Genomic DNA, 13,148 nt, shown 5'->3' on the forward strand with positions numbered 1-13,148 from the left:
GTGGTGGCCCTCCTCGGCGAGGTCGCCCTGCGCCGCGACGACGCGCTCACACCCGTACCCGGCACCCGCTCCCGCCTGCTGCTCACCGCGCTCGCGCTGCGACCGGGCCGCAGCCGCAGCGCACCGGCGCTGATCGAGGACGTGTGGGCCGAGCAGCCGCCGCGTTCGCCGATGAACGCGCTGCACACCCAGGTCTCCCGGCTGCGCTCGGCGCTGCCCGACGGCGCGCTGGAGATCGGCCCCGCGGGCTACCGCCTCACCTTCGCGCCGGAACAAGTCGACCTGACGCTCGGCGGCGAATTGCTGACCCGCGCCCGTCGAGCGCTCGCGGCCGCGGACTTCGCCGCCTGCCTCGATTCCGTGCGCACGGCACGAGAGCTGTGGCGCGGCGAGCCCGCGGCGGATCTGGCCCCAGGCGAACTCGCGGAGGAACTACGCCGGACCGCGGGTTCGCTGGCTACCGAACTGGACGCGATCGAACTGACCGCGCGCGAATCCGGCGGCGACATTCGCGGCGCATTGGACCTCGCGCGCCGCCGCTGCGCCGCCGAACCTTTCGACGAATCCGCCCAGCTGAACCTCATGCGTCTGCTGGCAAGGGCCGATCGGTCGAACGAGGCGCTGGAATCTTTCGCGGCTTTCCGCACCCGCCTGGCCGATCAGCTCGGCGCCGATCCTGGCCGGGCGCTGGTCGAGTTGAACACCGCAATCCTGCGCGGTGCGGTCCTCGGCGGTCCGGCCGCGATCGGGTCGGACGGTGCGGGCGATTCCGTCGCTGCCGTGCTCCCGGCACCGAACACGATCACGACCCATACGCAGCTCCGCACCGACACGCCGCGCGAGGCGATCGGCTTGCGCGCCGCGCCGAACGCACTGCTGGGCAGGGACACCGATCTCGACGCACTGGTCGAACTGCTGCGCGCCGCCCGCGTGGTCACCGTCCTCGGAACGGGCGGCACCGGAAAGACGCGGGTGGCCAATGAAATCGGGGCCAGGGTGGCGCGGCACGGATCCGTGGTGCTCGTCGAACTCGCCTCGGTGCGGTCGACCTCCGTCGCGGACGCGCGCGCCGACATCGAGTCCGCGATCAGTACGACGCTCGGTATCGGCGAGGTGGTGCGCGAGCCGGGACTGTTGCGGCCAGGACGAATCGACGCCGGTCAGCGACTGCGCGACGCGCTGTCGGCCCGACCGATGCTACTGATCCTGGACAACTGCGAACATCTCATCGATGCCGTGGCCGAGGTCGTCGCCGACTTGATCGGCGGCTGCGAGCAGCTGACGGTACTGACCACCAGCCGCGCCCCGCTGGCCATCAGCGCCGAGAGCGTCTATCCCCTGGCGCCCTTGGCCATCGACGCCGCGGGCTCGCCCGCCACCGATCTGTTCAGCGCGCGGGCCCGCGCGGTGCGTCCGACGGTTCGCTTGGATCCGGACGCCGTCGCCAGGCTGTGCGCGATGCTCGACGGCCTGCCGCTGGCCATCGAATTGGCCGCGGCTCGCGCTCGAACCATGAGTGTGGAAGAGATCGAATCCCGGTTGGAGCACCGGTTCGCGCTGCTGCGCGGTGGTGACCGCTCCTCACCGGAACGCCACCGCACGCTGCACGCGGTGATCGCGTGGAGCTGGAACCTGCTGGATCCGCCGCAGCAGGCGACGCTGCGCCGAATGTGCCGATTCCCAGCGGGTTTCACGCTCTCCGCGGCGGAGTCGGTAGCGGGCGGACCGGACGTTGGCGACGTGGCGGCCGCGGTGGACGGTCTGGTCGGCCAGTCGCTGCTCACCGTGCTCGAGGACGAGGACGGCACGCGCTATCGCATGCTGGAGACCGTCCGGGAATTCGGCGAGGAACAGCTGACCGCCGTGGACGAGGGCGAGCTGGTGATGCGGCGCATGTCGCACTGGGCGTCCGAATACGCGGTGACGGCCGCCCGGCGCTACCGCACCGACGAGCAGGTGAGCGCGGTGCTGTCGGTCGCCGCCGAACTGGACAATCTCACCGCCGTGCTGCGGTACGCGCTGGACCGGGGCGATTCCGCGACGGTGTATCGGGTGTTTCCGGTCGCCGCGATGCTGTGGATGATTCGCGGTGCGCACCTGGAGTTGACGTCGTGGGCGCCGCGCGTGTTGCGCCTCACGCCCGAACCACTCCCCGCGCGCGGTGTCGTCGCGGATCTACGGATGCTGGCGGGCGTGGTGATCGGGCTGCACATGATCTACCTGAACTCCAGCCTGCGCCCGCTGGCGGCGGTGCGCGCGCGGGCCCGCGCGCTGCTTGGTACCGCGGTGGACATGAATCCCGGGCTGCGCCTCCTCGGCGACCTGCTCGTCGCGGACGTCTCGGGAAAGGGTGTGGCACGCAAGCTCGCCGAAGGCGCGCGTTCGCCCGATCCCGACGTACGGACGGCCGCCCTCATCGCGCGGGCGAACATCCGGGAGAACGCGGGCGACGTGCACGGGTCGGCGCGCGACGCGCTCGGCGCATTGCGGCTTGTCGAGCCCGCCGATCTGTGGGGCACGGCGATGGTCTGCCAGCACCTCGGTCAACTCGGCGGTCAGAGGGCACGCTACGCGGAGTCGGTGAACTATTACCGCCGTGCCGTCGAAGCGCTGCGCACCCTGCGCGCGCACGAGGAGATCGTGGAGATTCGCAGCTACCTCGCGGTCGCGCTGATCGGCATCGGCCAGGTGGATCAGGCGCGCGTGGAATTGTCCTTCGCGCTTGGATCTTCCGACGATCCGGCCCATCTCGCGCCGCTCGACGATCCGAACGTCCGGCGCAATCACCGGCTGGCCACGGTGTCGGCCGGAGTCGCGGAACTCGCGCTCGCCGAAGGCGATATCGATTCCGGCATGCGGTACTACCGGCGGTCGCTCGAATTGTTGGGCTGGCCCGAGGACGAGCTGACGCCTGGACCCGGCGGGCTGATGTTGGCCGGCGCCATGGTCGCCGCGCACGTGCTCCACAGACGTGTCGACGCCGCGACGGAGCTCACCGCCGAATTGGCCGCGGGCGCGGCGTGCCGCCTCGCCCAGCTCTACGACTTGCCGCAGATCGGCGCGGTGGCCTGCGGGGTCGGCTCGTATCTACTCGCCATCGATCCGGGCTCCGACCTCGGCATCGAACTGCTCGCGCTCTCCGCGAAGGTCGTTGCCCGGCAGGATTATCCGTCGATGGTGGTGCAACGACACCTGGACCTGCACAAGCCGCGGGTCGGCGCGGAGCGATTGAGCGCCGCCCTCGGCTCGGCCGCCGGAATGCGCCGCAGGATCGGAGCCGCACGGATTATCGCGCTGCTGCGAGAGTTCAGCGGAACGCTGGACGCTTAGAAGTCACAAGTCGGTCCGCGAACCGCGCATCGCAGCGAAGGCGGAGGTAGGTGCAAGGGCCGGAACCCCTTTCGAGGAGTTCCGGCCCGCGGGCGTCGATCATGCCCTGCGCATGTACGCCTTGACCGTCAGCGGCGCGAAGATCGCGATCACCACCACCGAGCCGACCAACGACCACGCCAGGTTGCTGCTGTACACATTGCCGTTCATCAACTCTCGGGCCGCGTTCACCATGTAGTACACCGGGTTCGCGTGATTGATCGCCTGCATCCAGCCCGGCATCGTGCTCACCAAGGCGAACGCGCCGGACATGAAGGTCAGCGGGAACATCACCATCATCGAAATGCCCTGCACCGAGGCAGCGCTCTTGCCGGTGACGCCGACCAGCGCCCAGATCCAGCTGATCGCGAACGAGCACAGCACGATGACCACCGTGGCGACCAGCACGCCGAGCACCCCGCCGCCGGGACGGTAACCCAGGCACAGGCCGACGATCACGGTGAGCACGGTGGCGATGCCGTAGCGCACCATGTCGGCGATCAGCGCACCGGCCAGCGCCGAGATGCGCGCGATCGGAAGGGATTTGAAGCGGTCGAAGACGCCCTTGTCCATGTCCTCGCGCAACTGAGTGCCGGTCACCACGGAGGTGAGCACCACGGTCTGCACCAGGATGCCCGGGATCAGAATCGGCAGGTAGTCGTGCACGTTGCCCGCGATGGCGCCGCCGAAGATGTAGGTGAACAGCGCCGTGAACAGGATCGGCTGGACGGTCACGTCGAACAGCTGCTCGGGCTTGTGCTTGATCTTGAGGATGCCGCGGTAGGCCATGGTCAGCGAGGTGGATACCGTCTGGCGGATGCCGATTCGGTTGTGCGCCTCGGGGATCCGGATCAGCGCTGCGGTGTGGTCGGTCGGTGGTGCGGTCAGTGTCGTCATGCCGCGCTCCGTTCGTCGTCGTCGGCCGGGTGGCCGGTGATGGTCAGGAAGACCTCGTCCAGGCTCGGCTTGCTCACCGTGATCTCATCGATCGCGACTTCCCATTCGCGCAGCCGGATCAGCAGGTCGGTGGTGACGCTCGCGTCCGGGAGCGGCGCGGTGAGACGGCCTGCCTCCGGGGTGATCTGGGCGTCGACGCCGAGGAAATCGCCGACGATGCGGCGAGCTTCGGCGAGCTGGCCCCGATCGACCAGCGTCAGATGCAGCGAAGAGCCGCCGACGGAGGCCTTGAGTTCGTCGGCGGTGCCGTCGGCGATCACCTTGCCGCGGTCGATCACGGCGATCCGGTCGGCCAGCTGATCGGCCTCGTCCAGGTACTGGGTGGTCAGCAGGACCGTCGCGCCCTCGCGGACCAGACGGCGGATGGTGTCCCACATCTGCGCGCGGGTGCGCGGATCGAGGCCGGTGGTGGGTTCGTCGAGGAACAGCAGCGGCGGGGTGGCGATCAGGCTGGCCGCGAGGTCGAGGCGGCGGCGCATACCGCCGGAGAAGTTCTTCAGCGGCTTGTCCGCCGCCGCGGTGAGGTCGAACTCCTCGAGCAGTTCGCCTGCCCTACGCCGGGATTCGGCCCGGCTCAGGCCGAGCAGGCGAGAGAAGACGAACAGGTTCTCGGTGGCGGTCAGATCCTCGTCGACCGAGGCGTACTGGCCGGTGAGCCCGAGCAGCGACCGGACCGCGGTCGGCTCGGCGACCACGTCGTGGCCGAAGATCCTGGCCCGTCCGCCGTCGGGCCGCAGCAGCGTCGAGAGCATCCGGATGGTCGTGGTCTTGCCCGCGCCGTTCGGCCCGAGGACCCCGTACACCGAGCCCTGCGGCACCGCCAGGCTCACCCCGTCCACGGCCCGCTGCTCCCCGAACACCTTGACCAGAGCGTCCGCCTCGACAGCGAGCGCCGCATGTGGTGCGAAAGATTTCATACCCCGAACTCTGTCGCCCCACGCTTGCACCACCCTTGCACCACGATTGCGCGCATTCTTGCAGCACGCCGCCACGGCTTTCATCCGCGCCTCATCGGCACCTGCCAATTGCCCATGGCCCGCCGGGGCTGGTGACGATTCGCCCGGCCGCGGCTCGAGACGAACGATGCGGCCGATCCCGCGGCGCATCGATGACCTCTCCGCTCGAAGCCGACTTCTCCCGAGCTCGTTTTGGTAGATTTCGTTGCCGAACGAACCCTTCGGCCAGGAGGTTCGCGATGTTCTGGAATACAACCGACATCCCTGATCAGCGTGGCCGGAAAGCGGTGGTGACCGGGGCCAACAGTGGGCTCGGGCTGGAGACGGCGCGGCAACTGGCGGCGAAGGGCGCGCATGTCGTGATGGCTGTGCGCAATCAGAACAAGGCCGCGACCGCGATCGAAAGCATCCGCGCGACGACGCCGGACGCCTCCCTCGAGCTGGTGGCGCTCGATCTCTCCGCGCAGGCATCCGTCCACACGGCGAGCGAACAGATCCTCGGCGCACATCCGCGCATCGACCTGCTGATCAACAACGCGGGAGTGATGGCGACCGGCGAGGCGAAGACCGTCGACGGTTTCGAGATGCAGTTCGGTGTGGACCATCTGGGGCATTGGACCCTGACCGCGCTGCTGATGCCCGCGCTGCTGCGCGGCGCGCACGCTCGGGTCGTGACCGTGACGAGCACGGCCCATCACATGGGCCGTGCCGTAGATCCGGCCAATCCGCACCTCGAAGGTCGGTACGGGCCGTGGCGCGCGTATGGCCAGGCCAAGCTCGCGAACTTTCATTTCGGCCTGGGACTACAGCGCGAGTTCGAGCGGGCGGGCGTGGGCGCGGCGAGCCTCATCGCGCACCCGGGCCTGTCGAACACCAACCTCCAAGCAGTCAGCGTGCAGGAATCCGGTGGCGGCGCGACGCAGCGGTTCAGTCGCTGGGCCGCTGTGCACACCGGTATGTCCGCGCCCGACGGGGCGCTGCCGCAGCTGCGCGCCGCGACGGACCCGGCCGCGAACGGCGGTGAGTTCTACGGTCCGCTGTTCGTCAACAACGGGCCGCCTGTGCGCAAACCGATCCTCCGCAAAATCGGCATGAGCGGCGCCATCGCCAAGCTGTGGGAGGTCTCCGAGCGTGAGACCGGAGTGCCGATCGACGTGTCCACCTCGGCGAGTAGGTGACTCTCACGGGGGATTCCCTACGCTCAGTGGCGTGAAAGCCATGGCGCAGCGAACCTGGAAGGCCGGAGAGCCGCTGGAACTCCTGGAACTGCCCACACCCGAGCCGCGTAAGCACGAGGTCCGGGTGCGGGTCCAAGCCATCGGGGTCAATCCGGTCGACTGGAAGATGCGTAGCTACGGTCCCCTGTGGCTGGCGGCCCGCCTGCTGGGACCGAAGCCACCGGTCGTGGTGGGGGTGGACTTCGCCGGGGTCGTCGAGGCCGTCGGCCCGGGCGTGACGCGGGCCGTCCCGGGCGATCGGGTGGTGGGCGGCACCAACTTCTCGCGCGGCCAGCGCGGCTCTTACGCCGACACGGTGCTGGTCCGCGAGGACCAGCTCTGCCGTGTCCCCGATTCGGTGGACATCGCCGAGGCCGCCGCCCTGCCCATCAGCGGCGTCACCGCCCGGATGGCGGTGATCGACCTGGGCCGCATTCGCGAGGTGCGGCCCGCCGACCGCCGAGTGCTGGTGCTGGGCGCCTCCGGTGGCGTAGGTCAGCTGGCGGTGCAGCTCGCCGAATCGGAGGGCGCCTTCGTTGCCGGTGTCTGCTCGACGAAGAACGTGGAGATGGTCGCCGGTCTCGGGGCCGACGTGGTCCTCGACTACACCCAGGGCGATGCGCTCGCCCAAGCCAGGGCGCACGCACCCTTCCACCTAGTCGTCGACTGCGTGGGCAGCTACTCCGGCGCCGACTGCCGAGCCCTCCTGTCCGCGCGCGGGCGCCACATCATGGTGGCCGGCGACAGCCCCGCCGCCGTTGTGCAAATGCTGGTGTCGCCGTTCAAGTCCAAAACCATCCTGGGCAAGCCCACCGGCGAGCGACTGGAACCACTGGTGGCCGCGGTCGCCGCAGGCGAATTGCGGGTAGCCGTCGCTCAGAAGCTGCCGCTCACCAGCGCCGAGGAGGCGCACCGGCTCAGCCGGACCAGCCGGATGACCGGCAAGCTGATCCTGGAGCCCTGAGATCCGGCCCAGCACAGCGCCTTTGCGTAGTGCGCTTGGTGCCGAAACATCGGGTCGCGGGATCAGTCGTTGTCGGGGACGAGGACGCCGAGCACCCAGTTCACCAGCGAGATGATGATGCCGCCGAGCACCGCGGCCCAGAATCCGTTGACCTGTAGGCCGAAATCGGCATTCTCGGCGAGTTCGGTGATCTCCGCGGTGAGCCAGAGCATGAGGGCGTTGATCAGCAGCAGGAACAGGCCGAGGGTCAGCATGATCAGCGGCAGCGCGAGCAACTTCACCAGCGGCTTCACCAACGCGTTCACCACCGTGAAGATGGCCGCGATGACGAGCGCGACGACGACCTTCCCCGCGGTGCCGTTCTCCTCGGGGCTGAGGATGTCGATACCGCTCACCCAGGCGGCGGCCAACCAGATGGCGACCGCGTTGATGATCAACCGAAGCACAAGCTGCATGCGCACATGCTAAGTGCGCGCACCGGCCGCCGCTGGGGAGAAACCGATTTCGCGATGCCTCAGGCGGCCCGGTCGAGCAGCGCGTGCACCTTCGGTCGCAGGTCCTGGATCGGACCGGAACCGCCGAACAGGCCGACCGTGGTCTGATTCGGCGCGCGCAGGATGCCGAGCAGCACGTGCCCCGACTCGATGCTCTTGTCCTTGCGCGCCAAGGCTTCTCGCAACGAGAGCTCGAGCACCTTCTTGGCGTCCTTGGTGAACGGGATGTGGTTGCCGCTCCACAGGGAACGCCCGAAGAAGCCGCGCCGCTCCTCCGGGATCGGCCGGTCCAGCGCGTCCGCGCCGAAGCCCGCCTCCAGTGATTCGCGGACCGCGTCGAGGTCGATGCCGATCGAGCGCAGCGCCTCCGCGTCCTCGGGGCCGAGCGGCTCGCCGCGCCCCTTCGCGTTCAACGCGTTCAACGCACTCTCGTGGGTGAGCCCGGCCTCGGCGAGCAGCGCCTTGAGCTCCGGTTCGCCCTGCGCGAGCAAACCGAGCAGCACGTGCTCGACCTCGATGTTCGGCGACCGCAGCTCGCGGGCGTCTTCCTGCGCGATCACCACGGCCGTCCGCGCCGCCCTGCTGAACCGTTCGAACATCAGCCCCTGCCTTTCCGGTTGTACTTCTGGTGGACCGCCTGCTTGCTGACCTCGAGCGCGTCGGCGATCGCCTGCCAGGACCAGCCCTGCGCGCGGGCGTTGGTCACCTGGATCGCCTCCAGCCGTTCGAGCAGCCGACGCAGCGCGAGCACGGCGCGCAGCCCGACCTTGGGGTCGGGACTGCCCGCGGCGGCCGCCAGGGTGGTTGCCTCAGTCATGTCGTCAATTTTGATTGACGCGAGGGGCATGTGTCAACAAAAATTGACACAGTCGCCCTTGTCCGGGTCGCGCGCTCGCGGTGCGGACGCCGAGACCCTCGAATCGGGGGAATCGAGTAGTGCGGTACTCACGACCTCGCACATGCACGGTGTCACGATGTGGTTCGGGCGCCGAGGACCGTGCCCGCGCCGTCGAGCGAGTCGCGGTCGTACTCCACGCCTTGCCCGCGAGAGGAGGATCGGGAATGGCTCGACCGGTACGCCGAAACCTTGCGCATCTGACCGCCGCGGAGCGCGAACATTTCGCCGACGTAGTGCGCCAGATCGATCTGCGCACCTACAGCGACGGGGTGTCCTACTGGGACAAGCAGGATCAGATCCACCAGAGCACCCATAACCACGGCGGCAACTCGTTCATCCCCTGGCATCGCGAGCTGTGCAACCGATTCGAGCGGCTCCTTCAGCAGGTCGATCCCGACATCGCGCTGCACTACTGGGACTGGACGACAGACCCGCGGGCGACACCGAACGCTGCGGGCGCGCCGCAAGATCTGATGACGGACGCCGAGATGGGAACGGCCGGCGGTATCGTCGCCGGAACGCTCGGTTCGCTGCACAACAACGATGTGGAGGCGGGGAGCCGCGGTGACACCGGGAACCCGGCGGATCCACCACAGGTGATCCGCCGCGACTGCGCCCTGGGCGCGCCCGGAGTCGCGGCGGACAGCACGATCATCACGGGCGCCGACGGAGCGCCGCAGGATCAACAGTGGGCACAGTTCCGTGTCACGCTGGAGGGTTCGCACAACACCGCGCACACCTTCTTCGGCGCGGGCAGCAACATCGGCTTTGCGCACACCGCGTTCGAGGATCCGTTCGTCTTCCTCATCCACTCGAACGTCGACCGGCTCTGGGCTATGTGGCAGACCGCTTCCGGTCAGGACTGGCGCCTCGATCCCGACCTGGTGTACGGCGATCAGTCGAACACCAGTAACAGCACGGGGGTTCTGCACAGTCTTCAGCCGTGGGACGGCACGGTGGAATTCGGTGCCGCGATTCCGCCGTGGACGGGTGATTCCTCCGAGATCGAGGTCAAGAACTGCAGGCACCCGTCGGTCGTAGCGCCACCGTGCTACGACACCCTGCCGCTGACCGTGGAGCAGGTGGCCCCGATTCCGGGCCAGCCGATACGTTTCGTCGACGTGTTCGAGGAGCTACCGACAGCACGAGCGCTGCGGTTGCGGGTTCGCGGATGCCGAACCGTCACATGCAATGCCATCCTCGGCGGGGATCCCGCGTTCACCCTTTCCTCGGCGGTCGTGCGTTCACCCGACGTCGACGCCTTCGGAGTCGAGGACGTGTTGGTGTGGGTCATCTTCGCGCCCGGACCAGCTGGATCGAGCGCGACCGGATCACTACAGGTCACGGTGCCGGAGTCGGGAGACAGCTTCACGGTGTCGATCCAAGCGACGGTCATCGCACGGCCGACCGTCGCGACATCGCTCGTACTGGACCGCTCTGGGAGCATGGACGAACCCTCCGGGATACCGGGGCAGAGTCGGCTCGAAATCCTGAAGACCGCGGCACCGTTGTACGTGCACTTGCTCGATGACGACGATGGGATCGGCATCGTTCGCTTCGACACGGACGCGATAGCCGAGGGAACGATCCAGGTCGCTGGTCCACAGATCGGCGGGGCAGGCCGCAACGAGGCGCTCGACAAGATCGCTGCCCACTCTACCGATCCCGCAGGTCTGACGGCGATCGGTGACGGTGTCGAGGCCGCGTCCGCACAGCTCTCGGGAACGCCCGCATCGATACCGCGCAAGGCCATGGTCGTGTTCACCGACGGCCACGAGACCGCGTCGAAGCGGATATCGGAGGTCGGAGATCTGCTTGGCGAGCGCATCTTCGCGATCGGCCTCGGCACCGCCGATGAGCTGAATCCCGGCGCGCTCGATGATCTGGTCAGCGGAACCGGGGGTTATCTGCTACTCACCGGTAATCCAGGGCCGGACGATCAGACTCTGCTGCAAAAGTACTTCGCCCAGGTGCTCGCGGGCGTGACCAATGGAACGATCATCGTCGATCCGGCTGGCTTCGTCCCGATCGACGGTGAAGCCGTCGTTCCCTACGATGTGACCGCGTCCGACGTCCGAACCGATGTCATTCTCCTGAGCCCTGCGGCCAGGGCCATCGAACTGAGCTTGGAGGCTCCCGATGGATCGATCGTGGACGGCACCAACGGCGCGGTCGAGGTCCGCGATGTCAGCCACACGGTCCTGCGCGGAATCGTTCCCGTCCCAGGCAGGCCGACGGCGGGCGCAGGCCGCTGGAGGGCGCATCTGAAGGTCAGGAGTACCGATCTCGATCGATGGCTGGAGACGGCGCTGGCGCACGGTCTGCCGTTCACGCTGAGCGTGCAGGCCCGCAGCGCACTCCGGTTGGACATCGCGGTAGCTCGGACATCACGGCGACCGGGATCCCACGCGACGATCACCGCGACCCTTAGCGATGCGGGCATCCCGCTCGGACACGCCGCGGTGGTCGAGGCAGTCCTCACCCGACCCGACGGATCGAACAGCACCCTCCGCTTGCGCGGGAACGGCGACGGCGTCTACGGCGGCGACACGGAGGCGCTGAACGTCGGCGTGTATCGAGTCCTCGTCCGCGCGAAAGGCAGCACTCTGCGCGGAGAACCGTTCACCCGGGAAGAGTTGAGGACGCTCGGCGTGTGGAACCGAGGTGATTCGCTACCTCAGCCGCCGCCGACTACGGACTGCGACCCGTGCGCACTGATCGCGAGGGTGGTTGGCCGCCTGTGCGGCTGCGTCAAGCAACGTCATCGATGACCCGACCCGGTATCCGCGGCGCACAAGCCGGGTCGCCCACCGCGCCTAACCGTTCCAGATGCCGGTGGCATGGAACTCATCGAGGACGGCGGTCGGCTCGGCCAGGCTCATGCCCTGCGCGGTGACCCACTCGTCGTCGAAATACGTTCCCGCGTAACGATCCCCACCATCACACAGCAGAGTGACCACGCTGCCGCTGCGTCCCGAGGCGAGCATCTCCGCGATCAGATGGAACACGCCCCACAGATTGGTGCCGGTCGACCCACCGACGCGGCGGCCGAGCACCCGGCTGCCATGCCGCATGGCGGCGATGGAGGCGACGTCGGGAACCTCGATCATCCGGTCCACCACCTGCCCGACGAAGGAGGGCTCCACCCGCGGGCGGCCGATGCCCTCGATCCGCGAGGGCATGCCCGTCTGATATCCCGCGTCGCCGGTCTCGTAGCCGCCGTAGAAGGCGGAGTTCTCCGGATCGACCACGGCGAGCTTGGTGGCGTGCCTGCGGTAGCGGATGTAGCGGCCGATGGTGGCGCTGGTGCCGCCGGTGCCCGCGCCCGCCACGATCCACTCGGGCACGGGGTGCGTCTCCAGGATCATCTGCTCGAAGATGGATTCGGCGATGTTGTTGTTGCCGCGCCAGTCGGTGGCGCGCTCGGCGTGGGTGAACTGGTCCATGTAGTGGCCGCCGCATTCGGCGGCCAAGCGCGCCGCCTCGGTGTACATGTCCGGCGGGCGCTGCACGAAATGGCAACGGCCGCCCTGCGCTTCGATCAGCGCGATCTTCTGCGGCGACGTGCTCGCGGGCATCACCGCGACGAAATCCAGCCCGAGCAGCTTGGCGAAATAGGCCTCGCTCACCGCGGTCGAACCGGAGGACGCCTCTACCACCGTGGTTCCCTCGGTAACCCAGCCGTTGCAGATCGCGTAGAGGAACAGCGAGCGGGCCAGGCGGTGCTTGAGGCTGCCGGTGATGTGGGTGGACTCGTCCTTGAGGTAGAGCTGGATGTTCCACTCGACCGGCAACGGGTAGCGAAGCAGATGCGTGTCGGCGGAGCGTTGCGCGTCGGCGTCGATCAGCCGCACCGCGTTGTCGACCCAGTCGCGCGGGGTGCTGCGATCGCAGTACTTCACTTGCCCGCCTCGGGCCCGTCCTCACCCCGTAGGCGCGCCCGCAGCTGCGCCTTGTCCCTGCGGCGCTTCTCGTCGACCACCGCGATGTCCTCGTTGACCTTGGCGCGCAGCTTCTTGAACAGCGTCAGCGACAGCGGCATCGCGATGATCAGCGCGAACAGCGCCGCGACGACGATCGGGATCTCCACCGAGATCAGGTCAGCGGCCAGCCAGATCAGCGCGGTGATCGCCGCGACCAGCGCCAGCCTGGCCAGGGTGTACAGCGCCAGGTTCACGGCCAGTCTGCGGCCGGGACGCGCGGTGGACTGGGACGATGCACCGTCCGGACGAGGGGAGTCGCTCACGAGAACCAGCGTATGCGAAGCTGTTGCCCGCCCTCGGCCCACACCCG

At 68.4% G+C, this 13,148-nt stretch carries 11 protein-coding genes; 4 read left to right on the forward strand and 7 right to left on the reverse strand.

Annotated features, from left to right (window positions below; all coding sequences use genetic code 11):
• On the forward strand, positions 1–3,330 hold the full coding sequence (locus tag T333_RS14120) for an AfsR/SARP family transcriptional regulator (protein WP_496424671.1): 3,330 nt from the start codon (positions 1–3) through the stop codon (positions 3,328–3,330).
• 99 nt (positions 3,331–3,429) lie between these two features.
• Here the strand turns inward: T333_RS14120 and T333_RS14125 are convergent, their stop codons facing one another.
• Positions 3,430–4,266 carry an ABC transporter permease gene (locus T333_RS14125; RefSeq protein WP_496424672.1) on the reverse strand — a complete coding sequence of 279 codons (837 nt, stop codon included), beginning with the start codon at positions 4,264–4,266 and terminating at the stop codon, positions 3,430–3,432.
• Entirely contained in the window at positions 4,263–5,243 is a 981-nt protein-coding gene (locus tag T333_RS14130; protein WP_496424673.1) for an ATP-binding cassette domain-containing protein, read from the reverse strand. Before T333_RS14130 ends, T333_RS14125 begins: the two co-directional genes overlap by 4 nt.
• Positions 5,244–5,521: 278 nt before the next feature.
• Between T333_RS14130 and T333_RS14135 the strand changes: the two genes are divergently transcribed.
• Positions 5,522–6,460, forward strand: a complete 939-nt coding sequence (locus T333_RS14135) for an oxidoreductase (RefSeq protein ID WP_496424674.1) — start codon at positions 5,522–5,524, stop codon at positions 6,458–6,460.
• Positions 6,461–6,500: 40 nt separating this feature from the next.
• Positions 6,501–7,463, forward strand: a complete 963-nt coding sequence (locus T333_RS14140) for an NAD(P)-dependent alcohol dehydrogenase (RefSeq protein ID WP_496424798.1) — start codon at positions 6,501–6,503, stop codon at positions 7,461–7,463.
• Positions 7,464–7,525: 62 nt separating this feature from the next.
• Here T333_RS14140 and T333_RS14145 read toward each other — a convergent pair whose 3' ends face one another.
• Genes T333_RS14145 through T333_RS14155 form a run of 3 tightly spaced genes read right to left on the reverse strand, consistent with a single transcriptional unit; the run spans position 7,526 to position 8,774 of the window.
• Positions 7,526–7,918: a phage holin family protein gene (locus T333_RS14145; RefSeq protein WP_496424675.1), complete on the reverse strand. Its 393-nt coding sequence runs from the start codon at positions 7,916–7,918 to the stop codon at positions 7,526–7,528.
• 59 nt (positions 7,919–7,977) lie between these two features.
• Positions 7,978–8,556, reverse strand: a complete 579-nt coding sequence (locus T333_RS14150; RefSeq protein ID WP_496424676.1) for a Clp protease N-terminal domain-containing protein — start codon at positions 8,554–8,556, stop codon at positions 7,978–7,980.
• Positions 8,556–8,774 carry a hypothetical protein gene (locus T333_RS14155; RefSeq protein WP_067792172.1) on the reverse strand — a complete coding sequence of 73 codons (219 nt, stop codon included), beginning with the start codon at positions 8,772–8,774 and terminating at the stop codon, positions 8,556–8,558. Before T333_RS14155 ends, T333_RS14150 begins: the two co-directional genes overlap by 1 nt.
• Positions 8,775–9,019: 245 nt before the next feature.
• Between T333_RS14155 and T333_RS14160 the strand changes: the two genes are divergently transcribed.
• Complete coding sequence (locus T333_RS14160) at positions 9,020–11,626, forward strand: tyrosinase family protein (protein WP_357251367.1); 2,607 nt, start codon at positions 9,020–9,022, stop codon at positions 11,624–11,626.
• Positions 11,627–11,671: 45 nt separating this feature from the next.
• Here T333_RS14160 and cds1 read toward each other — a convergent pair whose 3' ends face one another.
• Positions 11,672–12,757 (reverse strand): L-cysteine desulfhydrase Cds1, encoded by a 1,086-nt coding sequence (gene cds1 / locus T333_RS14165; protein ID WP_357251364.1) that lies wholly within the window; start codon positions 12,755–12,757, stop codon positions 11,672–11,674.
• Complete coding sequence (locus T333_RS14170; RefSeq protein ID WP_354998892.1) at positions 12,754–13,101, reverse strand: DUF4229 domain-containing protein; 348 nt, start codon at positions 13,099–13,101, stop codon at positions 12,754–12,756. The genes cds1 and T333_RS14170 overlap by 4 nt, the downstream gene beginning before the upstream one ends.
• Positions 13,102–13,148 lie beyond the last annotated feature (47 nt).

Source organism: Nocardia sp. CNS-044, from assembly GCF_059570515.1.

Bases quoted from the DNA above. Each gene is read 5' to 3' on its own strand.
- T333_RS14160 (WP_357251367.1), top strand. From the start codon at position 9,020: ATGGCTCGACCGGTACGCCGAAACCTTGCGCATCTGACCGCCGCGGAG.
- T333_RS14155 (WP_067792172.1), bottom strand. From the start codon at position 8,774: ATGACTGAGGCAACCACCCTGGCGGCCGCCGCGGGCAGTCCCGACCCC.
- T333_RS14150 (WP_496424676.1), bottom strand. From the start codon at position 8,556: ATGTTCGAACGGTTCAGCAGGGCGGCGCGGACGGCCGTGGTGATCGCG.
- T333_RS14125 (WP_496424672.1), bottom strand. From the start codon at position 4,266: ATGACGACACTGACCGCACCACCGACCGACCACACCGCAGCGCTGATC.
- T333_RS14140 (WP_496424798.1), top strand. From the start codon at position 6,501: ATGGCGCAGCGAACCTGGAAGGCCGGAGAGCCGCTGGAACTCCTGGAA.
- T333_RS14145 (WP_496424675.1), bottom strand. From the start codon at position 7,918: ATGCAGCTTGTGCTTCGGTTGATCATCAACGCGGTCGCCATCTGGTTG.
- T333_RS14130 (WP_496424673.1), bottom strand. From the start codon at position 5,243: ATGAAATCTTTCGCACCACATGCGGCGCTCGCTGTCGAGGCGGACGCT.
- T333_RS14135 (WP_496424674.1), top strand. From the start codon at position 5,522: ATGTTCTGGAATACAACCGACATCCCTGATCAGCGTGGCCGGAAAGCG.